This window comes from Enterococcus sp. AMC1251 (genome assembly GCF_058216535.1).
The window spans coordinates 3,058,235-3,085,038 of the sequence record NZ_CM177098.1 but is presented as its reverse complement, the minus strand read 5'-3'; the positions used below and the strand labels follow the sequence as shown (position 1 = coordinate 3,085,038).

21 protein-coding genes, 15 tRNA genes, 1 pseudogene and 1 riboswitch are annotated in these 26,804 nt (G+C 36.6%); of the genes and pseudogenes, 36 read left to right on the top strand and 1 reads right to left on the bottom strand.

All coding sequences use genetic code 11. The features are described from left to right. Positions 1–2: 2 nt before the first annotated feature. The 25 genes and pseudogenes from AC4BBR_RS14585 to AC4BBR_RS14465 all read left to right on the top strand — a co-directional run bounded on the left by AC4BBR_RS14585 (position 3) and on the right by AC4BBR_RS14465 (position 11,836). Positions 3–76, top strand: a tRNA-Ile gene (locus tag AC4BBR_RS14585). A 31-nt stretch (positions 77–107) separates the two neighbouring features. Next, positions 108–197: transfer RNA gene (locus AC4BBR_RS14580), tRNA-Ser, on the top strand. A gap of 134 nt (positions 198–331) precedes the next feature. Then, positions 332–405, top strand: a tRNA-Met gene (locus AC4BBR_RS14575). Between the two features lie 59 nt (positions 406–464). Continuing rightward, positions 465–538 (top strand) — tRNA-Asp (locus AC4BBR_RS14570). Between the two features lie 8 nt (positions 539–546). Next, positions 547–617 (top strand) — tRNA-Gly (locus AC4BBR_RS14565). 4 nt (positions 618–621) lie between these two features. Further along, positions 622–695: transfer RNA gene (locus AC4BBR_RS14560), tRNA-Ile, on the top strand. 19 nt (positions 696–714) lie between these two features. Further along, positions 715–802: transfer RNA gene (locus AC4BBR_RS14555), tRNA-Ser, on the top strand. Between the two features lie 9 nt (positions 803–811). Next, a tRNA-Glu gene (locus AC4BBR_RS14550) sits at positions 812–883 on the top strand. An 18-nt stretch (positions 884–901) separates the two neighbouring features. Continuing rightward, positions 902–991 (top strand) — tRNA-Ser (locus AC4BBR_RS14545). Positions 992–1,124: 133 nt separating this feature from the next. Further along, positions 1,125–1,198, top strand: a tRNA-Met gene (locus AC4BBR_RS14540). Positions 1,199–1,257: 59 nt separating this feature from the next. Beyond that, positions 1,258–1,331, top strand: a tRNA-Asp gene (locus AC4BBR_RS14535). Between the two features lie 14 nt (positions 1,332–1,345). Next, positions 1,346–1,418, top strand: a tRNA-Phe gene (locus tag AC4BBR_RS14530). Positions 1,419–1,436: 18 nt separating this feature from the next. Continuing rightward, a tRNA-Gly gene (locus tag AC4BBR_RS14525) sits at positions 1,437–1,507 on the top strand. A gap of 12 nt (positions 1,508–1,519) precedes the next feature. Next, a tRNA-Ile gene (locus AC4BBR_RS14520) sits at positions 1,520–1,593 on the top strand. Positions 1,594–1,605: 12 nt separating this feature from the next. Next, positions 1,606–1,677 (top strand) — tRNA-Glu (locus tag AC4BBR_RS14515). A 247-nt stretch (positions 1,678–1,924) separates the two neighbouring features. Beyond that, a complete protein-coding gene (gene licT, locus AC4BBR_RS14510; protein WP_490460209.1) occupies positions 1,925–2,764 on the top strand; it encodes a BglG family transcription antiterminator LicT in 840 nt (279 codons plus the stop codon). Between the two features lie 150 nt (positions 2,765–2,914). Continuing rightward, on the top strand, positions 2,915–4,816 hold the full coding sequence (locus AC4BBR_RS14505) for a beta-glucoside-specific PTS transporter subunit IIABC (protein WP_490460208.1): 1,902 nt from the start codon (positions 2,915–2,917) through the stop codon (positions 4,814–4,816). A gap of 78 nt (positions 4,817–4,894) precedes the next feature. Beyond that, positions 4,895–6,328: a 6-phospho-beta-glucosidase gene (locus AC4BBR_RS14500; RefSeq protein ID WP_490460207.1), complete on the top strand. Its 1,434-nt coding sequence runs from the start codon at positions 4,895–4,897 to the stop codon at positions 6,326–6,328. A 16-nt stretch (positions 6,329–6,344) separates the two neighbouring features. Beyond that, a complete protein-coding gene (locus AC4BBR_RS14495) occupies positions 6,345–7,166 on the top strand; it encodes a histidine phosphatase family protein (RefSeq protein ID WP_490460206.1) in 822 nt (273 codons plus the stop codon). Between the two features lie 131 nt (positions 7,167–7,297). Continuing rightward, on the top strand, positions 7,298–8,056 hold the full coding sequence (locus AC4BBR_RS14490) for a tyrosine-protein phosphatase (protein ID WP_490460205.1): 759 nt from the start codon (positions 7,298–7,300) through the stop codon (positions 8,054–8,056). 26 nt (positions 8,057–8,082) lie between these two features. Continuing rightward, positions 8,083–8,565, top strand: a complete 483-nt coding sequence (locus tag AC4BBR_RS14485) for a nucleoside deaminase (RefSeq protein ID WP_490460204.1) — start codon at positions 8,083–8,085, stop codon at positions 8,563–8,565. Positions 8,566–8,734: 169 nt separating this feature from the next. Next, positions 8,735–9,052, top strand: a complete 318-nt coding sequence (locus AC4BBR_RS14480) for a cupin domain-containing protein (RefSeq protein WP_490460203.1) — start codon at positions 8,735–8,737, stop codon at positions 9,050–9,052. Positions 9,053–9,074: 22 nt separating this feature from the next. Further along, positions 9,075–10,712 carry a peptide ABC transporter substrate-binding protein gene (locus AC4BBR_RS14475; protein WP_490460202.1) on the top strand — a complete coding sequence of 546 codons (1,638 nt, stop codon included), beginning with the start codon at positions 9,075–9,077 and terminating at the stop codon, positions 10,710–10,712. 137 nt (positions 10,713–10,849) lie between these two features. Continuing rightward, positions 10,850–11,374 (top strand): annotated as a pseudogene (locus AC4BBR_RS14470) (GrpB family protein). 24 nt (positions 11,375–11,398) lie between these two features. Further along, positions 11,399–11,836, top strand: a complete 438-nt coding sequence (locus tag AC4BBR_RS14465) for a GNAT family N-acetyltransferase (protein WP_490460201.1) — start codon at positions 11,399–11,401, stop codon at positions 11,834–11,836. A 192-nt stretch (positions 11,837–12,028) separates the two neighbouring features. Here AC4BBR_RS14465 and AC4BBR_RS14460 read toward each other — a convergent pair whose 3' ends face one another. Beyond that, positions 12,029–12,988 carry an IS30 family transposase gene (locus tag AC4BBR_RS14460; RefSeq protein WP_490459128.1) on the bottom strand — a complete coding sequence of 320 codons (960 nt, stop codon included), beginning with the start codon at positions 12,986–12,988 and terminating at the stop codon, positions 12,029–12,031. A gap of 334 nt (positions 12,989–13,322) precedes the next feature. On the opposite strand from AC4BBR_RS14460, the gene AC4BBR_RS14455 reads away from it, so the two are divergent. From AC4BBR_RS14455 to AC4BBR_RS14405, 11 genes are all read left to right on the top strand, one after another. Beyond that, complete coding sequence (locus tag AC4BBR_RS14455; protein ID WP_490460200.1) at positions 13,323–13,754, top strand: hypothetical protein; 432 nt, start codon at positions 13,323–13,325, stop codon at positions 13,752–13,754. A 547-nt stretch (positions 13,755–14,301) separates the two neighbouring features. Beyond that, positions 14,302–14,991, top strand: a complete 690-nt coding sequence (locus AC4BBR_RS14450; RefSeq protein ID WP_490460199.1) for a winged helix-turn-helix domain-containing protein — start codon at positions 14,302–14,304, stop codon at positions 14,989–14,991. Between the two features lie 333 nt (positions 14,992–15,324). Continuing rightward, positions 15,325–18,657 carry an isopeptide-forming domain-containing fimbrial protein gene (locus tag AC4BBR_RS14445; protein WP_490460198.1) on the top strand — a complete coding sequence of 1,111 codons (3,333 nt, stop codon included), beginning with the start codon at positions 15,325–15,327 and terminating at the stop codon, positions 18,655–18,657. Between the two features lie 23 nt (positions 18,658–18,680). Next, positions 18,681–19,034, top strand: coding sequence for an LPXTG cell wall anchor domain-containing protein (locus AC4BBR_RS14440; protein ID WP_490460197.1), 354 nt, complete (start codon positions 18,681–18,683; stop codon positions 19,032–19,034). Next, positions 19,031–19,840: a WxL domain-containing protein gene (locus AC4BBR_RS14435; protein WP_490460196.1), complete on the top strand. Its 810-nt coding sequence runs from the start codon at positions 19,031–19,033 to the stop codon at positions 19,838–19,840. Before AC4BBR_RS14440 ends, AC4BBR_RS14435 begins: the two co-directional genes overlap by 4 nt. A gap of 46 nt (positions 19,841–19,886) precedes the next feature. Further along, on the top strand, positions 19,887–20,660 hold the full coding sequence (locus AC4BBR_RS14430; RefSeq protein ID WP_490460195.1) for a WxL domain-containing protein: 774 nt from the start codon (positions 19,887–19,889) through the stop codon (positions 20,658–20,660). Positions 20,661–20,774: 114 nt separating this feature from the next. Continuing rightward, positions 20,775–21,845, top strand: coding sequence for a WxLIP family cell surface protein (locus AC4BBR_RS14425; protein ID WP_490460194.1), 1,071 nt, complete (start codon positions 20,775–20,777; stop codon positions 21,843–21,845). A gap of 31 nt (positions 21,846–21,876) precedes the next feature. Then, the gene (locus tag AC4BBR_RS14420) at positions 21,877–22,524 is read left to right on the top strand and encodes a hypothetical protein (RefSeq protein WP_490460193.1); all 648 of its coding nucleotides are present in this window, start codon (positions 21,877–21,879) and stop codon (positions 22,522–22,524) included. A 114-nt stretch (positions 22,525–22,638) separates the two neighbouring features. Beyond that, positions 22,639–23,256, top strand: coding sequence for a signal peptidase I (gene lepB, locus AC4BBR_RS14415; RefSeq protein ID WP_490462133.1), 618 nt, complete (start codon positions 22,639–22,641; stop codon positions 23,254–23,256). Positions 23,257–23,377: 121 nt separating this feature from the next. Continuing rightward, positions 23,378–23,502, top strand: a riboswitch (SMK box riboswitch). Further along, positions 23,500–24,687, top strand: a complete 1,188-nt coding sequence (metK, locus tag AC4BBR_RS14410; RefSeq protein WP_490460192.1) for a methionine adenosyltransferase — start codon at positions 23,500–23,502, stop codon at positions 24,685–24,687. (Overlaps the previous riboswitch by 3 nt.) Positions 24,688–25,080: 393 nt before the next feature. Further along, positions 25,081–26,544, top strand: coding sequence for an MDR family MFS transporter (locus tag AC4BBR_RS14405; protein WP_490460191.1), 1,464 nt, complete (start codon positions 25,081–25,083; stop codon positions 26,542–26,544). Positions 26,545–26,804: the final 260 nt, after the last annotated feature.

The window sequence follows — 26,804 nt, the reverse complement described above, 5'->3', positions numbered from 1 at the left end:
AAGGACCTTTAGCTCAGTTGGTTAGAGCAGACGGCTCATAACCGTCCGGTCGTAGGTTCGAGTCCTACAAGGTCCATTGTAGTGACAATTAACAATATATTTATTTCGGAGGATTACCCAAGTCCGGCTGAAGGGAACGGTCTTGAAAACCGTCAGGCGGGTAAAACCGTGCAAGGGTTCGAATCCCTTATCCTCCTTTACTGAGAATCACTGTAAGTGGCTTTGCCAGAACAGATGATGAACAGTACTTGGCGAACGAAGTGAGAGAAGTAACCTTACTAGTAATCACCAAGAAAAATCACCTTTTATAGTCATATAGACTATATATTATCGCGGGGTGGAGCAGTCAGGTAGCTCGTCGGGCTCATAACCCGAAGGTCGTAGGTTCAAATCCTGCCCCCGCAATTGCTTTTAAATTTGTTTTAAAAGTATGAGTAGTATAGTGATGCAATACATTTATTATTGGTTTGGTAGTTCAGCTGGTTAGAATGCCTGCCTGTCACGCAGGAGGTCGCGGGTTCGAGTCCCGTCCAGACCGTTTTAAATGCGGGTGTAGTTTAGTGGTAAAACCACAGCCTTCCAAGCTGTTGTCGCGAGTTCGATTCTCGTCACCCGCTTTATGGGCCTATAGCTCAGCTGGTTAGAGCGCACGCCTGATAAGCGTGAGGTCGATGGTTCGAGTCCATTTAGGCCCATTTTTCAAATTATTTTCTTGGGGAAGTACTCAAGTGGCTGAAGAGGCGCCCCTGCTAAGGGTGTAGGTCGGGAAACCGGCGCGAGGGTTCAAATCCCTCCTTCTCCGTTTCATAGCGGCCCGTTGGTCAAGCGGTTAAGACACCGCCCTTTCACGGCGGTATCACGGGTTCGATTCCCGTACGGGTCATTTTTTAATATTTATTTCGGAGGATTACCCAAGTCCGGCTGAAGGGAACGGTCTTGAAAACCGTCAGGCGGGTAAAACCGTGCAAGGGTTCGAATCCCTTATCCTCCTTTACTGAGAATCGCTGTAAGTGGCTTTGCCAGAACAGATGATGAACATACTTGGCGAATGAAGTGAGAGAAGTAATCTTACTAGTAATCACCAAGAAATATCACCTTTTATAGTCATATAGACTATATATTATCGCGGGGTGGAGCAGTCAGGTAGCTCGTCGGGCTCATAACCCGAAGGTCGTAGGTTCAAATCCTGCCCCCGCAATTGCTTTTAAATTTGTTTTAAAAGTATGAGTAGTATAGTGATGCAATACATTTATTATTGGTTTGGTAGTTCAGCTGGTTAGAATGCCTGCCTGTCACGCAGGAGGTCGCGGGTTCGAGTCCCGTCCAGACCGTTTTATTTATTTTTGGCGCAGTAGCTCAGTTGGTAGAGCAACGGATTGAAGCTCCGTGTGTCGGCAGTTCGATTCTGTCTTGCGCCATTTTGAAAGAAGAAACATGCGGGTGTAGTTTAGTGGTAAAACCACAGCCTTCCAAGCTGTTGTCGCGAGTTCGATTCTCGTCACCCGCTTTTTTTCTTTAAGGGCCTATAGCTCAGCTGGTTAGAGCGCACGCCTGATAAGCGTGAGGTCGATGGTTCGAGTCCATTTAGGCCCATAATTTGTAAAAGGCCCGTTGGTCAAGCGGTTAAGACACCGCCCTTTCACGGCGGTATCACGGGTTCGATTCCCGTACGGGTCATGTCTTTAAAGCATTTTGCTAGTTGCATAATGTTTTTTTTTATATTTTTTTTATGAAAACGTTGACAATGCAGTTGTAATAATGTATTCTAAGCTTGTACACAACAAGTGAATATACGGATAGTGATTGTTTAAATACAAGCTAAACCTAATTTTTCCAAAAAGGGAGAGTATCTTCTTTTTTGGAAAGGTTGGGTTTTTCTTTTTTTATGATCAAAGGAGTTAGGAGTGAAGAAGGGAGTGAAAAAATGATTATTCAAAAAATTTTGAATAATAATGTTGTGATTACGTTGGATGTGAATGAACAAGAACAAATTGTGATGGGACGTGGTATTGCATTTAAAAGAAAGATTGGAGACTTTGTAGCAGAAGAGCAGATCGATCAAGTTTTTCGTTTAGCCAACCAAGATACTTCTTTGAAATTTCAAGAGTTGTTAGGGGAACTACCTCTAGAAGTAATGCAGCTGTCAGACGAAATAATCAAGTATGCAAAAACAAAACTAGGTAAAAAATTAAATGATACTATTTTTATTTCTTTAACAGATCATCTTCATACTGCATTAGAGAGAATGAGACAAGGAATTGAAGTGAAAAATTTTTTGTTATGGGATATCAAGCGTTTTTTTTCAGATGAATATTTTATTGGGAATAAGGCAGTTGACATGGTTAAAGAAAAATTGGGTGTTCAATTGTCAGAAGATGAAGCAGGATTTATCGCTTTACATCTGGTTAATGCGGAAATGGATGAAGAAATTGGCAATGTTTATGAACTAACAAAAATTATGCAAGAGATTACAAATATTGTTAAATATCATTTTAAAATTACTTTTAATGAAGACTCAGTTTATTTTTATCGTTTTAGTACTCATTTAAAATTTTTTGCTTATCGTTTATTAAATCATAAAGAATTTCGAGATGAAGATGATGGAGAATTATATGAAGTGATTAAAAAAAAGTACCGTAATGCATATAATTGTGTAAATAAAATCGCGGCGTTTTTGACGGAAAATTATTGTTATGCTATTTCTAGGGAAGAAAAGATGTATTTGATTATTCATATCGCGCGTGTAGTACAAACCAATGGTTAGCAAGATTATTATCTTAATAGATCAGCAATATGATGAAAGGTGGATAGAAGAGAAGCAATGTACAGTAAGACCCTTTGGATAGTGACATTAAGTTGGCTAAACCTTCAAAAGTAATGTATTGAAAAAAACGAAACTTTGGAGGAATAAAAAATGGGAAAATATCATGATTTGGCAGAGAAAATTGTTAACAATGTAGGTGGAAAAGAGAATATTAATAGCTTGACACATTGTGTTACACGCTTACGTTTTAAGTTGAAAGATGAAGCAAAAGCAAATGACGATATATTGAAAAATATGGATGGCGTAGTCACTGTAATGAAAAGCGGTGGGCAATATCAAGTAGTAATTGGAAATCATGTGCCTGCAGTTTATGAAGATGTTCTAAGCATTGCTGGGATTTCAGCAGATGCAGAACAAGGATCATCTGGGGGAAATTTATTTAATCGTTTGATTGATATATTAAGTGGTTGTTTCCAACCTTTCTTAGGTGCCTTAGCTGCAGCAGGAATGGTAAAAGGACTAAATGCATTACTTGTTTTCTTGAAATTATATGCAGATACTTCTGGAACGTATACGATGTTAAATGGTATTGGTGATGCAATTTTTTATTTCATGCCAGTGATTCTAGGCTATACAGCAGCTAGAAAATTTAATTTAAACCCAATGGTGGGGATTGTTATTGGAGCTGCCCTTTGCTACCCTACAGTGCAAGGCAGCGCATTACAAGCGGCCTTTGAAACAACTGCAGGAGCTGGAGCAGCAGCGCCATATAGTTTATTAGGATTACCTGCTTATGATACGTTTTTAGGTATTCCATGGGTTGGTGCGGGTTATACAAGTAGTGTTGTACCGATAATATTCATTGTTGCCTTTGCAGCGCAAATTCAAAAACTTTTCAAGAAACTTATTCCTGAAGTTGTTCAAACGTTCTTGGTACCATTTTTTGTACTATTGATTGCATTGCCGATTGGTTTCTTAGTCATTGGTCCGATTATCAGTATGTTGACAGATTTATTGAGTGCTGGCTTCCAATCTTTGATGGGCTTCTCACCAGCATTGTATGGCGTTATCCTTGGTTTCTTCTGGCAAGTATTAGTTATTTTCGGTTTACACTGGAGTGTGGTGCCGCTTGCAATCATGCAAATTACTCAAGAAGGAGCAAGTCAAGTATTAGTTGGTTCTTTTGCGGCAAGTTTTGCTCAAACAGCAGTAGTTATGGCTATGTTCTTTAAGTTAAAAGATGCGAAAATGAAAGCTCTTTGTCCTCCTGCAATCATTTCTGGGATTTTCGGAGTAACTGAACCTGCCATTTATGGTATTACGTTGCCAAGAAAAACACCGTTCATTTTTTCAATGATCGGAGCTGCAGTCGGTGGATTGTATTTAATGATCAATGGAGTAACTTCTTATACCATGGGTGGATTAGGAATTTTCGGTGTATTAAACTTTATCAATGGTGATGATGCAAGTGGAATGATTCATTCATTTGTCGCAATCTTAATTGCTGTTGTTATCGGTTTCTCATTGACATTCTTTTTCTGGAAAGATGATACAGTTGTAGAAGAAGTGACGGAAAATAGAAAAGCGCAAAAAGCAATCAAAGAAGCAGTTCTAAGTCCAGTTAAAGGACATGTTTTACCATTAAGTAAAGCAAGTGATCAAGCATTTGCTCAGGGTGCTTTAGGAAAAGGGATTTTAATTGAACCGACAGAAGGCGTCGTTAGAGCACCATTTGACGGCACTGTGATGACTTTGTTTCCGACGTTACATGCAATCGGTTTGATATCAGATCAAGGAATGGAGTTATTAATTCATATAGGTATGGATACTGTTCAATTAGAAGGAAACGGGTTTGAAGCAAAAGTAGCACAAGGTGAGAAAGTGAAAAAGGGACAAGTCCTAGTTACTTTTGATATCGAGGCAATCAAAGCAGCTGGTTACAGTGTAGAAACACCTGTTATTGTGACAAATACTGATGACTATTTAGATATTGTAGAAACACAAGAACGTGAAGTAACCTCAAATGATACATTGATTACTGGATTAACTTAAAAATAATAAATGAGAACAAAGCTTGCAGTAAAGCAAGATAGGTTTTACTGTAAGCTTATATTAGAAAGGAATTTTGAAATGGCATTTAGAAAAGACTTTTTATGGGGCGGCGCAACAGCGGCCAATCAATGTGAAGGTGGCTATAAGGAAGGTGGACGCGGATTAGCTAACGTGGATCTAGCACCAGTTGGACCCGATCGCTTTCCAGTGATTACTGGGGAGAAGAAAATGTTTGATTTTGATGATGAACATTTTTACCCAGCGCAAAATGCGATCGACATGTACCACCGTTATAAAGAAGATATCGCATTATTTGGCGAAATGGGGTTTAAAACCTACCGTTTATCGATTGCCTGGAGTCGTATTTTCCCTCTAGGAGACGAAACAGAGCCGAATGAAGAAGGCTTGAAGTTCTATGAAGATTTGTTCAAAGAATGCCGCAAACACAATATAGAGCCCCTTGTAACGATCACTCACTTTGATTGTCCAATGCACTTAGTGGAAAAATATGGCGCATGGCGCAGCCGTGAGCTGGTTGGCTTTTATGAAAATCTATGTAACGTGATCTTCAACCGTTATAAAGGCTTAGTAAAATATTGGTTAACGTTCAACGAAATCAATATGATTTTACATGCACCATTTATGGGGGCTGGTCTTTACTTTGAAGAAGGCGAAAATAAAGAACAAGTCAAATACCAAGCGGCGCATCACGAATTATTGGCAAGTGCGATTGCAACAAAAATCGCCCATGAAGTCGATCCAGAAAACCAAGTAGGGTGTATGTTAGCGGCAGGTACAAACTATGCCTATACATGTAAACCAGAAGATGTTTGGGCAGCACGCAAAGCCGATCGTGAGAATTTCTTCTTTATTGATGTGCAATCTCGTGGCGAATACCCAGCGTATGCGCTGAAAGAATTAGAACGAGAAGGCATTGAATTACCAATTGAAGAGGGCGACTTAGAATTACTGAAAGAGCACACAGTTGATTTTATTTCATTTTCTTATTACTCATCACGTGTGCAATCAACAGATCCGGCAATCAACGAAAAAACAGCTGGAAATATCTTTGCGTCAGTGAAAAACCCATACTTAGAAGCAAGTGAATGGGGCTGGCAAATCGATCCACTAGGCTTACGTACAACAATGAATGATCTATATGACCGTTACCAAAAACCATTATTTATCGTGGAAAACGGCTTAGGCGCAGTCGATACACCAGATGAAAATGGCAATGTGATCGATGATTATCGTATTGAGTACCTAGCTGCACACATTCAAGCGATGAAAGATGCGGTAGAGCTTGATGGCGTAGATTTACTAGGCTATACAACATGGGGCTGTATTGATTTAGTCTCTGCTGGAACAGGCGAAATGAAAAAGCGTTATGGTTTTATCTATGTCGATCGTGATAATGACGGAAAGGGTACGCTAAAACGTTCGAAGAAAAAATCATTTGATTGGTATAAAAAAGTCATTGCAACTAATGGGGAAGATTTGACGAACGAATAAAAGTGGAGGCAATCAGATGAAAAAGATAGGAAAACTGTTAGGGATTTTAATGTTGAGTGTGCTAATAGTCTCAGGATGTGGCAATGGTAACGCTCAAAAAAACGATGCCTCAACTGCTAAAAAAGTACCTGATGAGTTGACATTGTATATTGTTCGCCATGGTAAAACGATGTTAAATACAACAGACCGTGTGCAAGGCTGGTCCGATGCAGTTTTAACTAAAGCTGGTGAAGAAGTCGTAACTGCAGCGGGTGTTGGCTTAAAAGATATCGATTTTCAAAATGCATATAGTAGTGACAGTGGTCGTGCTATACAAACCGCTAATCTAATCGTAAAAGAAAATGAAAAATCTTCTGATTTAAAAGTAATCACAGATGAACGATTGAGAGAATTCAACTTTGGAACCTATGAAGGTGATTTGAATCATACGATGTGGCAAGATATAGCAGATGATCAAGGCGTAACGTTAGAAGAATTCTTGAAAAATATGACGCCAGAATCATTTGCTAATAGTGTAGCTAAATTAGACGCTAAAAATGTAGAAGAAGCGAAAATCAATTGGCCGGCAGAAGATTATAAGACAATCACTACTCGACTTAAAGCTGGTTTAGATGATATCGTTGAAAAAGAAATGGAGAATGAAGGCTCTGGAAATGTATTGATTGCCTCACACGGATTAAGTATTTCAGCTTTGCTCGCTACCTTATTCGATGATTATAAAATTCCAGAAGGCGGCTTGAAAAATGCGAGTGTTTGTACTGTGAAATATAAAGATGGCAACTATTCATTAGATAAAATTAATGATTTAAGTTATGTTGAAGCAGGACAAAAAAAATAGGAAACAATTTGAGCTAGAAGTAGTAAAATAATTCGTTATTTCAATTTCATAGACATAAAATTCGATCAAAGAACCATTTTTGATCGAATTTTGTGCATAATAAAAACAAAAAGAAGGAAAAGGACAAAACTATGGTGACTATTACAAATTTTCGTGATATCGGTGGTATCAAAAATAAAGAGGGGAAACAAATCAAAAAAAATATCTTTTTAAGATCGGGGGAATTGTCTAAATTAACGACAGAAGATGAACAGTGTTTAGAGGTAACGTATCATTTAGGGAAAATCATTGATTTGAGAAGTGATACTGAAGTGGAAGAAAGACCAGATATGACTGTTCCTAAAGCCGAATATATCCATATTGATATTTTGGAAGACATTCAAGACGAAGGGGCTTCGATTGAAGACTTTGTTAAGATCGGTTCCCCGGAAAAATCAGCTTCTTATATGGAAAAACTATATGCATCTATCGCTTTAAATAAAACAGCTCAAAAAGGGTATAATAAATTTTTTGAAGAAATCTTAGCTTTACCAAAACAAGAGAGTATTTTATTCCATTGTTTCGCTGGAAAAGACCGTACAGGAATTGCTGCATTATTGGTATTGGAAACACTTGATGTACCTAAAGAGGCTATTTATACGGATTATTTACTAACCAATGACTTGAGAAAAAAAGAAAATGCAATGATTTTAGCACAAGCAAAAAAAGCTCATTTGGAAGATGCAAATTTAGAAGCATTACATGTTGCGTTAAATGTAGACCGTAGTTATTTAGATAATTTTTATCTGACGGTTGAAAAACAATATGGTGACATTTCAACTTATTTAAAACAAGCAATTGGTATTGATAAAGTGACGAGAGAAGTGTTGAATAATCGCTTTATTGAGTAAAGAGTATTGAAAGAAAGGAACTAGGTATGAAGATAAATCAGCATATTGAACTATTGAACCGCTGCATCGAACTTTCTAAGAATGCTCGAGAGCATGGCAATACACCTTTTGGAGCATTGTTGGCTAATAAAGAAGGAACCATTCTTTTAGAGCAGGAAAATATTGAAATCACAGAAAATATCTGTACAGGACATGCTGAAACTACATTGGCTGCAAAAGCATCACAAAAATATAGCAAAGGATTTTTGTGGGAGTGTATGCTGTATACTACAGCGGAACCATGTGCGATGTGTACGGGAACGATCTACTGGGGAAATATTGGAACGATTGTCTATGCAATGACTGAAAAAAGGTTGTTGGAATTAACGGGTGACAACGAGCAAAATCCGACCTTTAATCTGCCTTCAAAAGAAATATTACGTCATGGACAAAAAAAAATCCAAATCATTGGACCATTTCCAGAAATTGAGCAAGCCGCAGCTGCTGTCCATCAAGGTTACTGGGGGTAACAAAAGTGAGTGCCGAGTGCCGAAATTGAGATCCTACTTCGACACTCGCCTTTACCTATCAACGTTAAATGAAATGTCAGAATTTTCAAAAATGTTATTGACTTATTAGAAGGTTAAGGTAATAATAAATAAAATTACTTATCAAAAATAAAAGGAGTTGTTATAAATTATGATGATCAAATCATCACTGCCGCAAGAAATGACAATTTTTTTCGACACAGAGAATCAACCTAATAAAAATGTTCAGATGGGGATTGTTATCTTACAACCAGGAGAAAAAAGACCAATAGAAGGATTTGCTAGACATGATCAAGATGAATATTCTTATGTAGTTTCTGGTGAAGCTCATACAATTTTGGAAGATGGACAAGATTTAGTAGGAAAAGCAGGCGATGCCCAGCTAATCGAAGCGGGCGAAGGTCACATCAATTATAATGATGGCAACGAAGCAGCAGTTGTTGTTTGGCTATTAGTTGAACGTGAATAAAACAAATATAGGGGAGAAACATATGAAAAAAGTAGTAAAATCAATGATTGGTCTAACATTAATAATGACCATCATTTCGGGATGTACTGGTAGCAAGGAAGTAAAACAAACTCAAGAAACGAAACCATTAAATTTAATGTCACCTTCAGAATTAACGACATTAGACACATCTGTTATGTTAGATTTTCCAGATGCAATTGTTCAAACAGCTGCATTTGAAGGATTATATGCATTGGATGACAAAGATCAATTGATACCAGCAGCTGCAAAAGAAATGCCAAAAATTTCTGAAGATGGTAAAACTTATACGATTAAACTAAGAAATGATGCAAAATGGAGTAATGAGGACCCAGTGATGGCAGCAGATTTTGAATATGCTTGGAAAAAAATGATCGATCCCAAAAATGGTTTTGTCTATAGTTTTTTAGTTGCAGATACAATTTTAAATGCTGAAGAAATTTTAGAAGGTAAAAAGTCAGTTGAAGAACTAGGTGTAAAAGCAATTGATGATCAAACCTTAGAAGTGAAACTAAAAGAAGCAAAACCATACTTCACCTCAGTGCTAGCTTTTCCAACATTTTTCCCGCAAAATCAAAAATTCGTTGAAAAAATGGGAACAGATTACGGTACAACAAGTGAAAATACTGTTTATAATGGACCGTTTACTGTAGAAAATTGGAAGCAAACAGATTTAAGTTGGGATCTAAAAAAGAATGAAAAATACTGGGATCAAGCAAATGTGAAATCAGATAAAATCCATTACGAAGTCGTGAAAGAAGCTTCGACAGCATTAAATCTTTTTGAGGATGGACAGCTAGATGTAGCAACAGTCACTGGAGAATTAGCAAAACAAAATCAAAGTAATCCAAACTATCACTCTTATCCGACTGCAACCATGAACTACATTCGTTTGAACCAAAAACGTAAAGATAAAGAGACGCCATTAAAAAATGAAAACCTAAGAAAAGCCTTAGCATTAGGTATTGATAAAGAGAATCTAGTGAATAATATTATTGCAGATGGCTCAAAACCTTTATATGGAGCAGTTACAGAAGGATTCGTAAGTAATCCCGAAACAGGAGTAGATTTCAGAGAAGAAGCCGGCGATTTAATGACCTACAATAAAGAAGAAGCTTTGAACTATTGGGAACTGGCTAAAAAAGAATTAGGGGCTAAAATCACCTTAGATTTAATGGTAACAGATGAAGGTTCGTATAAAAAAATGGGTGAAAGTCTTCAAGGTAATCTAGAAAAACTATTTTCTGGTTTAACAATAAACGTGACAGCATTGCCAACTGAAACGGCGTTGAACCTAAGTCGTGAGAGTGACTATGACATGTTTTTGATCTACTGGACACCAGATTACCAAGATCCGATTTCAACACTAAACATGTTACGGACAGGAAATGACCGCAATTATTCGAACGCTAAGTACGATGCACTACTAGACGATGCTTCACAAAAATATGCGAACGATCTAGAAAAGCGTTGGGAGACGTTGATTGCTGCCGAAAAAGAAGGCATTGAAAATACAGCTGGAATGATCATTATCAGCCAAAACCAGCAATCGGTTCTACAAAATGACCAAGTTAAAGGGGTAAATTATCATACATTTGCAGCACCACTAACATTGAAAAATATCTATAAAGAAATGGACTAACGATGTGAAAGACGATATAGGCCAATCTAAATTTAATAATAACGATCAAAAAAATTCTGTCAAAATCTCGTGCAGATAGAATGATTGAGAGAATCACAAGAGCAGATCAATGAATGAAAAGAAATGAGAAGATGTAGATGACGAGAAAAGTGGAAGTTATAGCAACTCAAAAAAAATGGGCAGATCAATTCGAACAAGAAAAAATACGATTAGAAGAAATTTTTACCAAAGAAGTAGTAACCATCGACCATATTGGTAGCACAGCAATAAAAAATAGTAAAGCCAAACCTGTGATTGATCTGTTGATGTCAGTAAAAGATCTTCGAAAAATAGATTTATAAGATCAAGAGATGCAGAAAATAGGGTATGAATGTCTTGGTGAAAATGGTATTCCTAAACGACGTTTTTTTAGTAAAGGAGGGGATAATAGAAGCCATCACCTCCATGTTTTTCAAGAAGGTAATCCAGAAATCAAGCGGCATTTGATATTTAAAAATTATATGAATAGTCATCCAGCAGAAATCGCAGCGTATAGTCAATTAAAAGTAGAGTTAGCAAGAAAATTCCCCTATGATATCCAATCATATATAGCTGGAAAAGATGTTTTTATTAAGAGTATCGATAAAAAAGCGAACAAATGGCATCATGAAATCAACCAATAAGGCAAACTATTTTAGGAGAATAATATGAAGCAGCATCAAGCAACTGAAAATGAATACAGCAAACTTGTAGAAATCTGGGCAAGATCGGTTAAAGAAACCCATGATTTTTTAGAGAATGAAGATTTTGAACTAATAAAGAACGAACTACCGACTTATTTTCCCCACCTAGATGTAAAAGTTTGGACAGATCAACACAAGATTATTGGCTTTTCAGGTGTGGCTGGAAATAAATTGGAAATGCTTTTTTTAGATCCGATCTATATTGGAAAAGGATATGGTAAACAGGTGATAACGAATTTACTTAAAGAAAATGATATTCAATTTGTTGATGTTAATGAGCAAAATAAGTCTGCAACGGCATTCTATCAAGCTATGGGGTTTGATGTATATGATCGAAGTGAATTGGATCTTTCTGCTAGACCATACCCAATTTTACATCTGATAGTCCGAAACAAATACTAGAAATAAGAAGGAATTAGTGGGAAATATTAAGTATTAAACCGAGCTTGATAACGGATATAATAGATGTTCTTCAAATCTTAATATGCAGAATTTCTACTAAGAACTTTCTACACTTTTATAAGAGTTCTAAGTAATTAAAAAAAAATTTTAGAAAAGATAGAGAAAACGTGATTAATAATAAAATTTGATTTGTCAAATTAAGCTAGACAAATGTCTTTCATTTATGTAACTCAAAAATACTTCTAATGGTGTTCGATAATTTAAAGATTTCCTTGGTATGTGATTTCTTTTAGAGGTGACAGCCGCAACAAAAGCTTGGTCAACTTGATTAAAATCCATTGTTTTAGGCAGCCCATCTTTACGTAATAACCCATTCGAATGCTCATTTAATCCGCGTTGTGAGGGGGTTCCAGGGTCTGCAAAATAGATAGAAATATCATTGACATTACTCATGTTTTTCCAATTTGAAAATTCTTTTCCACAATCAAAGGTAATGGATTTGAACAAGTTTCTGGGAATCTTTTGTAGCCAATCAGTTGTCGCTTTTTCAATATCCAATGCTTTCCGACCATTTGGTTTTAATGTAATAATCACTTTTGAAAGGCGTTCAACTAGAGTGATGATGGCACTTTTATGATGAACGCCAACAATTGTGTCACCTTCTAAATGCCCAAATTCCTGTTGGAAATTAGGGTAGTCAGTGGATCGTTCTGAAATATTGCGTTTAAATGCTTGCTTTCCACGACGTTCTTTATGCCCGTTGGGCTTTCGTTTCCCTTTCATTGGTAGTTTTGAGCAATCAAATTGATTCGCTTTAAACTGACGATAAAGTGTTCTAACAGAGCATGAAATAGGAAACTCAGCTCGACCAATAATCACATCAGGTGTCCACCCTTGAGCCACCATAGATTGAATGTAATCATGCTGTTTTGTAGGCAAACTAATGGGTTGTCGACCACAACGTGTTTTATTTTCTTTATATTGTTGGTAATAGTCACAGATAGATTTTCCTTGTTTCAGGAAGTTGTAAACATTGTAGATTGTCTGTCTAGAACGAGTTAAAGTCTTAGAAACCATCGTAACAGGTTGGCTCATATTGAAATAAGCTTCTATCATCACGAGTTCATTTGATGTAAGATGAGTATAGGTCATTTGTCTTCACTCCTTATAATTCTTTGGTCGGAACTATTTTGAGTGTAGCACAAATGACTTATTTAGTTGTCTAGCTTAATTTTACTATCGGCGAAATCAAAAAATAATAACGTAGAAGTAATAATAAACAAAAAAAATAGCTTAATTCCTTTGTAAACGTTGGGGGATGGGCTTTTTTTTGGTTTAAAGTAGAAAAAAAATAAATATAGGAATGAAAAAAATGACAATATTTTTTTGTTTTATTAGCATATTACTTGATATAAGAGATTGAGAGATACTATAATAAATATAAGTCAGCGGTTTTAGCTGCTTAGTTATGGGAGGAGAGAGCATTATGTTTAGTTATACGGATATGATTTTGTCAGTAATGCAACGTATTGAAGTCTACAATGAGATTTTTAATGCCATTTCTAAGGAAGTGCAAGAGAACAGCTGTAATCAAGCCATTAACAGAAGAGGTAAAGATACATATTTATTTTGCCGTAACAATGTTAACAGGTTCTTTGTAGAAGAAGAAAGCTTTAGAAAAAACTTAGTATTTTATGGCGAAAAAGAAGCAACAAAAATTTTGTTAAAAGGTTTAGATAACTATAAAGAAGGAATCTACTTTTGGCTGGAAGCATTAAATGAACAATGTGAAGTGATTGACGAGATCAAATACAAACGCGGGTTGAAAAGCACAGAGAGCTCGTTTAGACTGATCAATCAAGCGTGTAAAGAAGCATGTGGCGGGATTCAAAGTGCGCATAGTGTTCATAAGATGTAACGAGGTTCAACTAAAAGCTCATCAATAATTAGTGTGAAAAAATCATAAAGAGTTAATTCTATTTATTTTGCTATTTTTTGAGTATTGATTTAGAAATTTCTGAAATGAGCTTGAGATAGAAATGTTTAGCTTTGAGAATCGTAGGCTGGAACAAACATCTGCTAAGTTTCGCAATGATTTTGGCTTATTCTAAAGCTTTCAAATTTAACTATTAGTATTTAGAATTTCATGTGACTGAGACAAAACTCGAGAAAGAGTTACGTCTCAGTCTTTTTTTGTATCTCCATTCTAATTATTGCAGTATAGGTCTGGAAAATGATCGAAAGATTAAAAAACACATAATTTTCACATTTTAGTTCTGTTTATCGAAAATCATGACAAATAAAACAATAAAATTATGTAGACTTGATAAAAAAAATAGATTAAACTTATTTTAATATCGACAATATATGAAAATGATATCTGTTTTATAATGTTTTTATCCAAAAAGAGAAATTGTCGATTAGGATGATTAATTTAATAACAAAATAATAAAGGGGAACACGACATGTATAACATAGGATTTGTTTTGCTTAATAATACAGATGAACAAAAACACATAGATTCTTTAAAAAGTACTCAGCTAGATGTGCATCCAATCAATAAAAATGAAGTTTCTGAAACAATAGAAAATTATGACGGCATTGTTATTAATGAACAGCAAACACAAAATATCGGCATAATCTGCGAACTTATTATTTTATTAAAGAAAAAGCATGATATTTTTATTTGGGTGATTTCAGAAAGTGCGAATAAGATGAACCATCTTGTTTATTTACAACTTGGAGTAGATGGCATACTTGATAGTGAATGTGATCCAGAAGAAAGCTCACTTTTAATGATAAATGCATTCAATAGATACAATAGAACGCAGCCAATCACTATGGAATTTACAAAGAAAACAGAGGGGATACCGGAGTTTCAATTACGTCCGTGTAATTCTAGTATTCTATTAGATGGAGAAGAAATCAACTTAACAAAGTTAGAATTTAAAACAATCGAGCTTTTACAATCGAAACTTGGTGTGGCAATTTCTTATGAAGAGATTTATAAAAACGTTTGGGAGAATGACGGGAATGATAAGCAGTATCGTGTGTCAAATCTGATTTTTCATTTAAGAAAGAAAATCGAAAAAGATACAGCACATCCTAAATATATAAAAACAATTCGTTCAAAGGGATATAAGTTAGCTTTATAAAAAAAGATTTAAATGATGAAATACCTAAGATGTCATGGCGGTTGCTCTGAAATAATTAAAGAGAATGACGGTGACAAAACCAAGTAAATAAGTTTTCTCTTTTTCAAACCAACTGGTGATCATAACAAAATAGAGAAAATCAGTGCTCTTTTACTAATTTCCAGATAGAGAACAGCCATTCTCCATGGATATGTAAAAAAATGAGCGCTAATTTTCCCCTGCATTGTGAATGTATCAAAAATCCAAATAATTGGCAAGAAAAATAGAAATAGATTGTATGTTCTCTTAAGACAGACGTGCAAAAAAATTGTTTTAGAGAGGAGTTGAGAATATATGAAAATCGGAAAAAAGTCTTATTTTGTTGGACTGACTATTGTTTTGTTTAGTATTCTAAGTGTTGTTTTATTAAAGAATACTACTCAAATTAGCGCATCTGAAGAACCTCAGGTAGAAAAAACTGAAGCAGATCTGCATAATCAAGAGACTGTTACGGTGCCTCAGATGGAAGCATACATGGATGGAACAGCTTATCAATCAGCTCAGAGTAAATCTAGTAATAAAATTACTGGGAGTATGACAAATGAGCAATATCAGTCACAATACAAAACTTTAAATGCACAGCAAAACGATGAGTGGAATGCAAAATATAATTTTCGTCCAGAAACAAAAGTAGTTCATGTAACTAATTGGGCGACATTTAGAGCAGCTTTTGAAGATAATTCAATCTCTAAAATTATATTGGATGCAGATATTTATTATAGCTCAGCAATTCGTATTTCCAGAACAGAATCACTTGAGTTAGATGGACAAGGTCATTTACTAGAAATGATTAATGGCTCACTTAATGTAGATGGTGTTACCTCTCTAGAGTCCTTTGGAAAAGCCTTTTCTGATGTGCCGGTTTTCCATATGCATGATATTCAAGTTGCCAATAATACTGGATATGGTGCCTTAGAAGGGAATTTAGGAACTGCTTGGGCTTTTATCAACGGAAACGGGCAGTGGGGACCAGGAGCGAATTATGGTCAGCAACGTGGACTGTGGCGCTATCGTATTGGGAATGTATACACCCCCTATGATAAAACCAAGAAAAGTAGTAACCAACGTATTGGTGGTCGTTTGATCAATGGGAATCGTGCAGAAATTAGTATCTACGGATATAACATTGTAGTGACTGGAGCTGAAAATTTCTATACTGGGGGTATTACGTACGAACCATCGACTTTTTATAAAGGGACGAATGCCTATTATGATTACTCAGTTATTTGGTTTATTTCAAATACAGGTATTGATGATAATGGGACAGTTACTGGTACTAGAAAGTTTGATATTGGCGCTGACAGCTTTGTCTATCTAAATTATACAGCTAGTGGGACGAACTATCCTGCTGTTTACAACATGTTTGATGCGTTGAACGTTGGTAAAAATGCCACGTATAACGCTAATATGCCAGGTTCAGCTGCTTATTTTAATGTGGATAACGCCACTTTTACGGCAGAAGAAGGCTCAACTGTTAACTTACTTTCGCGTGCAGGTAGCCGACCTACCGTTCAGTCAGGCGCAGTAAATGCGATAAATGCTGGATCACAATCTAATCCTAAAAATACTAAATATGAATTTAAACCAAAATCAAATGTCTTTATTGTTGGGAATAACAATGGCGGTGTAATTGCTTATAATTCAACAAATGGCGGTAATCAATTTATATTTGATAGCCCTGAATCATTTGATATTCGAAATTCATTTAATAGTACAACGACAACGAATGCATTTTTAGGTGACACGACGTCAAATAGGGGGGCAAATAGTTTCCAAATAAAAAACTCCGATATATCTGTCTGGAATAACCAAGCAGGTATAGATGGTGCCCCAACCTACGACTATTCCAATGTAGCTAATTTTACTGTAACGAATGCTTCAAATAACGGAGGCGTTACAAGCTCTGACCCAGCACTTCAAAGTCAGTACGCTCGCCCGAATTTCAAACGTATATCAGGAATGAACAGTACTCCTGAATTAACTTGGACACCAGTGACTGATGCAAATTTTGATCAACAGACCCGTATCTTGATAGGCTACACAGCAGTTGGTGGTAGTAATCCCTTTGATGAAGATGGCAATGCAAAAACAAAACCTGTTTACGCAGATAGTATTCGTAAAGCGTATGTCGATTTCACAGATACTTTAGGTAATACGTATACAGGGAGTAGTACCGATGATAACTATGTACATTGGAAAAAAATGGATCACGCGATACCAGGATTTCAACTTGCTCAAAAAGATATGTTTGGAACGCCTTATCGAGCATCATATGTCAATAGTGTTTTGACTCCATATAGAACGGGGGAAAAGACACCGACAACAGTAATCGATGTAACACCGCCAGAACCAGCAATTGTCAATGGTGGTAAAGTGACGAATGCTATGAAACAACTGATTGGTAAAGATGCTGAACCAAATGCAAAAATCTACGTTGATATCAATGGTACACGTCAACAAACTGTAGGAACAGTCAGTGATGATGGTACTTTTGCGTATAATTTACCTAGATATTTAAACACAGGTGAAATAGTTCAAATCTTTTTAGAAGATAATGCTGGAAAAATCACTGAAACTCTAAATCCGGCAGCACCATCAACCAATAACGCGAATGGGAATATCAATCCAGCAACAGAGTTGAACTATCGTGATGCAACGTTTAAAGCAGCTACGAAGTATACAGTGGAAGATGTATTGCCAGATAAACCACTTATGGAAAAAACAGTTGTGTCATCAGGCGGTCAAACGACACAAGTTGGCGATATCTTGACCTATACATTAATGGCTAAAAATAATAAACCAGAAGCGTATACTACTAATTGGGAAAACGTTGTAATCACAGACACGCTTCCTGTTGGGGTAGACTTTAACCCAGAACCAGCAGAAGTCAAAATCAACGATGTTCTAGCCGTTAGTCCAACTGACTATACGTATGATACTGACACTCGTTTACTAACTGTCAACACGGGCAATTTAGCAACGGGTGAAACAGCTAAGGTAACGTTTGATGTAACGGTTGCCCTTAATGCGGTAGGATCGATCATTACAAATAAGGCCCAAGCAATTGGTGAATCCCCAAGAGAAACGCCATTTGTTGAAGGAGCTATTGATCCTAATGCAAAACGTGAGACTTATTCAGCAGAATCACATAGTGTTGACAATCCTGGCGGCACTGTTTTTGGTGTTTTAGAATTAGCATCTGCACCAACAGAAATTGATTTTGGCAGTGTGAAATATCAAGGGAAAAAGACCCGCGTGAATGCTGCTGAACATCATGGTGCCGATCTGGTCGTCAAAGATAGCCGAGCCAATAAAAAAGGTTGGTCATTGACTGCAAAAATGACGACACCAATGACAAGTACAACTCCAGATATCCCAGCCTATACATTGGAGGGGGCACTAAAATATGTTTATAACAACCGAGAAATCACATTAAATGGCGGTGCCCAAGATATTATGGTGCAAGATGGTGTTGTAGGCGGCGGTACTGAAGAGGCTACTTACAATATTAGTGATTCATGGTCTGAATCTGGAGATGGATTTAAATTTGAAGTTTCTGCTGCCGATGTGAAGACCCTTGGTACGTATCAAGGTGAGATCCTTTGGGAATTGGGCGATACTCCATAAAAAGTAAAGGAGATTCTTAACATATGAGAAAAACAATCAGCTTTTTAGTACTCTCCTTTACTTTGGTATTAACGCTCGTAATCAGTACCCCACTGAACGCAGCGGCTAATAATGGAGGAGAGGTACAGACTAGTGGTGTGATCAGCTTTTACGAAGAAAGTACTTCGTCAGAGCCTTCAAGTACCACAGAACCTTCATCAAGTGCTCAGCCATCAACTAGTTCTAAATCAACTACAAAACCAGTTGGGCGCTACCCAAGTACTGGTGAAATGGTAAAAACAAGTCTTGTTTTCAGTGGAGCGGCCTTGATTATTATCGGCTTACTACTATTTTTCTGGAAGCGCAAGAAAGAGAAAGAAGGGCGGGATAACGCATGAGAATGTTACAACGAACGATTAAATTTCTCGTTATACCAGTTGCCATGATTTCTTCATTAGCTCTGAACTATGCTAATGCATTCGCAGAATCAGAATCGTTGAGCGGGTCTGGGAAAATCAAATTTTCAGGCGAATATCCCCAAGAGATCGTTGATCCAGAAAAACCAGGAGAAATCGTTGATCCTGGAGAAACGCCCCAGCTTAAGGGCGACTTGAGAATCGATTTTGTTCCAAAACTAGATTTTTATCAGAATAAAATTTCTGATAAAGATGAAATTTACTATGGAAATGCGCAGAATTTCTTTGGTGCAACCAAACCTAGAGGAAACTTTGTTCAAGTGACAGATTTGAGGCAAAAACCAACAGGTTGGACCTTACAACTGCGCCAAGAAATGCAATTTACAAACAAAGATACTGAACACAGTGAGATAAACGGAGCGATGTTATCGTTAGATAAATCGTGGGTAAGTTCTACGAAAGATCTTAGCGGTGCTCCGCAATTATCAAAAGAAATCATCAATATAGACAACGTTGGCGCTTCATATAATTTAGCGCAAGCCAATGCTGGTCAAGGCGGAGGAACATGGACGATTTCTTTTGGTGCATCTGATGAAAATCAGAGCAACCAAAAAAATACTCTGGAACCCAGACTTGATAAAGATGGGCAAGCAGTTCTTGATCCAGTATTTGACAACAAACCTGTCTATTTGAATAAAGCTGTTTCACTATCGATACCAGGAACAACGATTGTTGATCCGGTACCTTATACTACGGTGTTAACTTGGATATTAGCCGAGTTGCCATAAATAGAAACAAAAACACACAAACACACAATACTAGGAGGAAACACATATGAAAACAAAAACAGTATGTTCAGTAGCATTATTAGCAGTAGTAGGAGCAAGCTTAGCTTTACCAGTAGGAGTAAATGCGGAAGCGAAATCTCAAGCAGCAAAAGGAACAATGACTTTTACTGAAGACAACGATCCTAAAGATGTTGTTGACCCGGAAGATCCAGAAAAACCAATCGTAGATCCCAAAGAACCAATCATCGTTAACCCAGATCGTGGTTCATTCAGTATCGATGCAGTAACTGAATTAGATTTTGGTACTGATAAAGTAAAAGCTTTTGCATCAAACCCTGAGTATTTTGCAGCAGCTATTCCAACGAAAAATGCTGATGGCGATATCACTCGTGGTAACTTCGTACAATTCACAGACGTACGTGGTACTGCAAACCATAAATATACAATAAGTGCACAATTAACAAAACAATTTGAAGCTGGCGCAAACGCTGGTAGCTTCTTGAAAGGTGCTACAATTGATTACTCAAATGCAGCAATCACTTCTAAAGACCCAGCAGCTCAATGGCCAGCAACTACAGTTGCAGGATTCCAATTAGCAGCTGATGCCGCTGGAACAGGCGCTGGAGATTCAGTACCGGTATTGGAAAACAAAGATGCTTCTAAAGGTATCGGAACTTACACAATCGAATTTGGTCAATTCGGTGACGGAACTGCTGATACAACTGCAGAATCTGTTAAATTAACTGTACCAAACACAAACATTTTACTAGCGGATACTTATACAGCTGAGATCACTTGGTCAATCGCTGAAGTATTGTAATTTTAACTTAAATAATAGGTTGGATTATAATATAAAGTAGTGATGTTTCAAATGAATGGTGAGACAGAAGCAGAAAAATACTTCTGTCTCTACCTTTTAAAGAGAGGGATATCTATGAAGAAAAAGAATCTATTATTTTTATTAGCAACAGCTATCATAGCAGTACTTCTGCCATTGACGGCCCACGCAGAAAATAGCAGTAGCGGCAACGCAACTGGATTTACATACGAAACAATCAAGCCGGACAATCAAAAAGATACTGGTGCAGGTTACTTTGACTTAAGAATGACATCTGGGCAAAAGCAAACCGTTAAGATTAAAATCAAGAATTTAGCTTCAGAAGAAATTGAAGTTTCTGTGAAACGCAACGGGACTAAAACAAACGCTAACGGAGTTGTTGAGTATGGCCCGACGACTATAAAAAAAGATAAGTCACTAAAGTATGATTTTGAAAAAATCGTTACAGCACCAGAGACAGTAAAAGTACCAGCAAATAGTGAACAAGATATCGACATAGAAATCAATATGCCGGAAGCCTCATTCGATGGAGTGATTGCTGGCGGAATTCAACTTCAAAAAGTTGAAAAAGAAAAGAAAAGTGATCCCAAGAAAACAGGTGTTATCAACAAATACGCTTATGTAATTGGGATGCTCCTTACAGAATCAGATAAAGAAGTACAACCAAATTTAGAATTAAACAAAGTCTATGCTGATTTAAATAATTTTAGAAATACCTTTTTCGTCAATTTCTCTAACGTTGAAGCAGCCTATTTAGAAAACATGACAACACAAGTTCAAATCATGAAAGAAGATAGTGATGAAGTCTTATATGAAACAAAACGTTCTGGTATGAGAATGGCGCCGAATTCATTGATCAATTTCCCTGTAAGTATGGAAGGAGATCGGATGGTTGCTGGAAATTATCGTGCGAAAATCCTTGTGACAGCTGGAGATAGAAAATGGAACTGGGATGAGAAATTTAAAATCACGGACGAAGAAGCAGATAAATTCAATAATCAAGATGCTGGTTTAGAAGATGTTCAAACATTCAACTGGAAATTGATTGCAGGGATTGTCGGCGGAGTCGTAGCGTTAGCAGTGATCATTTTCTTAGTAATCAGAACAATCAGTAAAAAGAAGCAAGCAAAGAAAAAGCAGGCAAGAAAAAAGAAACCAAGAAAATAACTAAAAAAAGAGAAAGTGAGGAGGTAAAGAAATGACGATATTAGATTGGTTTTTTATTATTTCTTTGTCTCTAGCCAGTATCGGATTAGTATTTTCAGGTATTTCTTTTTATCTGATGGCTCAAACGAAAAAGGCTTTAAAGAAAGTAAAAAGAGCAAAAGTCAGTAAGAAAAAACGTAAAGTCAGAGAACTTAGGAAGAAAGGTAAGAAGCAACGTAACTGGGGAATTACCTTAGTTATACTCTTTTTACTCTCTGGATTTGGAGCAGGTTATTCTTTGTATTACCAAGCGATGCATTTGAGTCAGAAAGATTCCAAAGCAGTAGTTCAAGGATACTACTTGATGGATAACTTGGAAAATGAACTAAAAACAGCAAAAACTACAGAAAACGATGTGAAATCAGGGAAAAATATTAAATTGTTAGCAGGACAGTTTTCTAGTTATGGTATTTATAAGGCAACGATCAGAAATAGTGAATCCGGTCAAAAGAAATTAAATAAATACTATAAATCAATGAAAGAATTAGGCATCAATTTATCTTCTCAATCAAATGATTTCTTTGAAAATGAGATGCTCTTAAATGAATTTGAAACAGATTTAGCAGCCGTTAAGAAAAATCATGAGGAAGTTGTTCGCTACTTTAACATTAATAAAAATGCGTTAGTAAATAAAAAATAGCCTGGTGATTTTGTGAAAAAGACAACTCATAAAAAAGAGAATAGAAACGTTAAAAAGACGTCAGAGAAAAAAAGACCAGCTAAAGAAAAACAGCGTGTTCCGAAAAAAGCAAAGATGAACAAAAAGAACACTCACCCAAAGAATAAGCAAAGAAGAAAGAAAGTTGCTAAACGAAAAAAGAAGCTTAAAAAATTTGAACTTCTTTTCTTAGAAATAGCGTTAACTCTTCTTGTGACGATGGGTGTTTTGTATGTTCTTTCCCTCTTTACTTTCACTTTTGTAAGGGTAGAAGGATATTCGATGAGTGAAACATTAGAAGATGGAGAAATTGTTGTAGTAAATAAAATGGCTGAAATTAAGCAGTTTGATCTCGTCTATATCAAGGTTCCAAATTCAAAGGATAAATCTATTCGAAGAATAATCGGACGGCCTGGTGAAAGCCTCTATTACAAAAATGGCCAACTTTTTATTGATGAACAGGAAAGAGACGAGAGTTTCATTGCAGATTATAAACGACAATTTGAACAAGATGGAATGATCTATACTGAAGATTTTAATTTAAAAGCATTAACTGGAGAGCCAACGATTCCTAAAGGAAAGTACCTCGTTTTAGGAGACAATCGTCCCTATGCGACAGACAGCCGATATTATCAATTGGTGGATGAAAAAGAGATTATTGGGAAAGTAGAAATGAGAGTTCTTCCACTTCACAAGTTTCAACGAGTTAGATAAGTATAAATAAGTTCGATCCAAGCTAAAAAAACTGTTTTTTAGCTTGGATCGAACTTGTTTTTAGTAAAAAATAAAGTCAGTTAAAAAGTAAGTTTTTTCTGGAAATATCTGTTATACTAATAGAAGTTACAAGTTCCCGAAAGGATTTGTTGTAAAATAGTAGGCTTTTCCAATAAGATGTGAATTGCGCTACATTTTGTACAAAGATGCCTTGTAACCGACTAAAATTAGGGGGAATACATTATGACAGAGAGACACTTATTTACATCAGAATCTGTTTCTGAAGGCCATCCGGACAAAGTTGCCGATCAAGTGAGTGACGCAATTCTAGATGCAATTTTAGAGCAAGATCCATTGGCCCGTGTGGCTTGCGAAACAAGTGTAACAACAGGTTTGGTTTTAGTTTTTGGAGAGATTTCGACTACTGCTTACGTAGATATCCAAAAAGTTGTTCGACAAACATTGAAAGATATTGGCTATACACGAGCTAAATATGGATTCGATGGTGATACCGTTGCAGTTCTTGTTGCAATCGATGAGCAATCACCGGATATTGCGCAAGGTGTGGATGATGCACTAGAAACACGTGGTGAAAAAGATACGAAAGATGACATTGGTGCTGGAGACCAAGGTTTAATGTTTGGTTTTGCAGTGGATGAAACACCAGAACTAATGCCTTTACCGATCTCGTTAAGTCATAAACTTGTTCGTCGTTTAGCTCAATTACGTAAAGAGGAAAAATTACCTTATCTACGTCCAGATGCAAAATCACAAGTGACAGTAGAATACGATGAGAACGGCAAACCACAACGTGTAGATACAGTCGTGATCAGTACACAACATGATGAAGAAGCTACGCTGGAGCAGATTCAAAAAGACGTGAAAGCACTCGTTATTGAAGACGTTATTCCAGCAGAATTATTAGATGAAGAAACAAAATACTTTATTAATCCTACAGGGCGCTTTGTTATTGGTGGACCTCAAGGAGATGCCGGCTTGACTGGACGTAAGATTATTGTCGATACGTATGGCGGATACGCTCGTCATGGTGGTGGTGCTTTTTCTGGAAAAGACGCGACGAAAGTCGATCGTTCTGCAAGTTACGCCGCACGATACATTGCAAAAAATATTGTTGCAGCAGAATTAGCTGAAAAAGTTGAAGTTCAGTTAGCGTATGCAATTGGTGTGGCACAACCTGTATCGATTTCAATCAATACTTTTGGGACAAGTGAAGTACCTGAAAGCAAATTGATCGAAGCCGTTAGAGAAAACTTTGACCTGCGTCCAGCGGGAATTATAGAAATGCTTGACTTACGCCGTCCAATCTACAAACAAACGGCAGCATATGGTCATTTTGGTCGTACAGACATTGAACTACCTTGGGAGCAGACAGACAAAGTCGATGCAATCAAGAAAAGCTTGATGGAGTAAACGAGGCGGCGCTACTAATGAAAATTAGTGGCGCCGTTTTGCTGTGAATCACTGCGATTGCTACGCAGAGCAGATGATGAGTAGTACTTGGCGACCAAAGGGAGAGAAGTTACCATACTAGTGAATCGCCAAACGCCTTAATCTCAAATAACAAAAAGAAGCTAGTGACCAAAAGGATCACAATCAAATTACTAGTGAATTACTAACAGCTTCTATATCCAAATAACAAACAGAGGTCAACTATCCAAAAAAATCATCAAGTAAGTTACAATAAACTTAAAAACTTAAAAAATCTGATAGTAACGTAAAGTCCCACAACAGTCCAAACAAAACTCTGTAAATGAATTCATAAGTAACTGTATTAAATCAAAATATCAAAAAGGATGGAGATACATGGAAAGAAAAACAAACGTCAAACTTGTAACAATCAGCGTTTTTGTTGCAACATTTATGACAGCAATCGAGGGAACAATCGTTTCAACAGCGATGCCAACGATTGTAGGATCACTGCATGGCATGGAAATTATGAACTGGGTCTTTTCTATTTATTTATTAACAAATGCAATGTTAACACCGATTTACGGAAAACTAGCAGATAAAATTGGGCGTAAACCAATATTCATGATTGGTATTATTATTTTTATTATTGGCTCGTCACTTTGTGGTTTAGCGCAAAATATGATCACCTTAATCATTGCTCGTGCAATTCAAGGGATCGGAGCAGGAGCGATCATGCCAGTTGCATTGACGATTTTGGCTGATATTTATTCAATCGATAAACGTGCAAAAATGCTTGGATTGAATAGTGCTGCATGGGGAATTGCTAGTATTTTTGGACCACTTGCAGGTGGTTTTATCGTAGATACTGTTGGCTGGCACTGGATTTTCTTTATTAATGTACCGATCGGTCTAGTTTTGATGGGGTTGATTGCTTATTTTCTAGTGGAGCCAAAAAGGGAGAAATCTAAAGTACCAATGGATATCTTAGGCAGTGTTCAGCTGATGTTCGTTTTATTAACGCTATTATTAGGTTTTCAATTAATTGGTGATGGCGGCTTTAGTTTAAAAGTGTTTCTGTGCTTGGGAGCTTCTGTCTTATTTTTTATCGGATTTATTTTTGTCGAAAAAAGGGCCAAAGATCCTGTTATTGATTTGATGTTATTTAAAAATTCAACGTTTGTAGTTGTTAATATCGTAGCTGCTTTAATTAGTGGATTTTTGATGGGCGTGGAAGTTTATATTCCGATGTGGATGCAAGGAGTGCTAGGAAAAAGTGCAGGTATTGGCGGTTTGGTATTAGCACCAATGTCAATTTTGTGGATGGCTGGCTCATTTATTGCCAGTAATCTAATGGAAAAGCACTCAACGAAAAAAGTACTAACGATTGGTCTTAGCATTACATTGCTTGGAGGTATTTTCTTAGTATTAGTTCCAGCATCAATTTCATTTATTTGGTTCTTTGCAATTTCCTCTGTGTTAGGAATTGGATTTGGAATTACGATCACAACAACTACTGTAACTGCTCAAAGCAGTGTGGATCCATCTGAGATGGGTGTTGCCACGTCATTCAATACATTAGCTAGAACGATTGGGCAAACATTGATGGTGTCGATTTTCGGTGTCATTATTAATGCGGTGACAACTTCAGAATTAGCGAAAAGTTCATTGCAAGTCGATCGCGATGTAATGAATCAACTTGTTAATCCCCATACCGCGAATACAATTCCAGCTGATTTACTAAAACCATTACGCGGTATGTTGTATGCTGGTCTTCATAATGTTTATTTAGTAGGCATCGGTTTGATTATCGTTGCGATTATTTTAAATGTAAGTGTGAAAAAGAAAAGATCAAATTAGATGTGATCGAGGCAACACTATGCATAATAGTTGTTTTTTCTCATTGTTATTTAGATTTATAGTGTGAATCAAAACTAATTTCTTAGTTTTGATCCGCACTTATTTTTGATTTTTAAGCTCCTTGTATTTCGCGATCTTACTATTTTTCAGCTGAGACTGGATCATAACTCTAACAGTCGCATCCCGGCTTCAAGGAATCTAAACAGTGGGAGCAGAAGAAATGCCTAAATTATACTTCTTCTAAATGCTAAAACACTAAG

Excerpts from the sequence above, each read along its gene's own strand:
- licT (WP_490460209.1), top strand. The coding sequence starts at position 1,925 with ATGATTATTCAAAAAATTTTGAATAATAATGTTGTGATTACGTTGGAT.
- AC4BBR_RS14505 (WP_490460208.1), top strand. The coding sequence starts at position 2,915 with ATGGGAAAATATCATGATTTGGCAGAGAAAATTGTTAACAATGTAGGT.
- AC4BBR_RS14500 (WP_490460207.1), top strand. The coding sequence starts at position 4,895 with ATGGCATTTAGAAAAGACTTTTTATGGGGCGGCGCAACAGCGGCCAAT.
- AC4BBR_RS14495 (WP_490460206.1), top strand. The coding sequence starts at position 6,345 with ATGAAAAAGATAGGAAAACTGTTAGGGATTTTAATGTTGAGTGTGCTA.
- AC4BBR_RS14490 (WP_490460205.1), top strand. The coding sequence starts at position 7,298 with ATGGTGACTATTACAAATTTTCGTGATATCGGTGGTATCAAAAATAAA.
- AC4BBR_RS14485 (WP_490460204.1), top strand. The coding sequence starts at position 8,083 with ATGAAGATAAATCAGCATATTGAACTATTGAACCGCTGCATCGAACTT.
- AC4BBR_RS14480 (WP_490460203.1), top strand. The coding sequence starts at position 8,735 with ATGATGATCAAATCATCACTGCCGCAAGAAATGACAATTTTTTTCGAC.
- AC4BBR_RS14475 (WP_490460202.1), top strand. The coding sequence starts at position 9,075 with ATGAAAAAAGTAGTAAAATCAATGATTGGTCTAACATTAATAATGACC.
- AC4BBR_RS14465 (WP_490460201.1), top strand. The coding sequence starts at position 11,399 with ATGAAGCAGCATCAAGCAACTGAAAATGAATACAGCAAACTTGTAGAA.
- AC4BBR_RS14460 (WP_490459128.1), bottom strand. The coding sequence starts at position 12,988 with ATGACCTATACTCATCTTACATCAAATGAACTCGTGATGATAGAAGCT.
- AC4BBR_RS14455 (WP_490460200.1), top strand. The coding sequence starts at position 13,323 with ATGTTTAGTTATACGGATATGATTTTGTCAGTAATGCAACGTATTGAA.
- AC4BBR_RS14450 (WP_490460199.1), top strand. The coding sequence starts at position 14,302 with ATGTATAACATAGGATTTGTTTTGCTTAATAATACAGATGAACAAAAA.
- AC4BBR_RS14445 (WP_490460198.1), top strand. The coding sequence starts at position 15,325 with ATGAAAATCGGAAAAAAGTCTTATTTTGTTGGACTGACTATTGTTTTG.
- AC4BBR_RS14440 (WP_490460197.1), top strand. The coding sequence starts at position 18,681 with ATGAGAAAAACAATCAGCTTTTTAGTACTCTCCTTTACTTTGGTATTA.
- AC4BBR_RS14435 (WP_490460196.1), top strand. The coding sequence starts at position 19,031 with ATGAGAATGTTACAACGAACGATTAAATTTCTCGTTATACCAGTTGCC.
- AC4BBR_RS14430 (WP_490460195.1), top strand. The coding sequence starts at position 19,887 with ATGAAAACAAAAACAGTATGTTCAGTAGCATTATTAGCAGTAGTAGGA.
- AC4BBR_RS14425 (WP_490460194.1), top strand. The coding sequence starts at position 20,775 with ATGAAGAAAAAGAATCTATTATTTTTATTAGCAACAGCTATCATAGCA.
- AC4BBR_RS14420 (WP_490460193.1), top strand. The coding sequence starts at position 21,877 with ATGACGATATTAGATTGGTTTTTTATTATTTCTTTGTCTCTAGCCAGT.
- lepB (WP_490462133.1), top strand. The coding sequence starts at position 22,639 with ATGAACAAAAAGAACACTCACCCAAAGAATAAGCAAAGAAGAAAGAAA.
- metK (WP_490460192.1), top strand. The coding sequence starts at position 23,500 with ATGACAGAGAGACACTTATTTACATCAGAATCTGTTTCTGAAGGCCAT.
- AC4BBR_RS14405 (WP_490460191.1), top strand. The coding sequence starts at position 25,081 with ATGGAAAGAAAAACAAACGTCAAACTTGTAACAATCAGCGTTTTTGTT.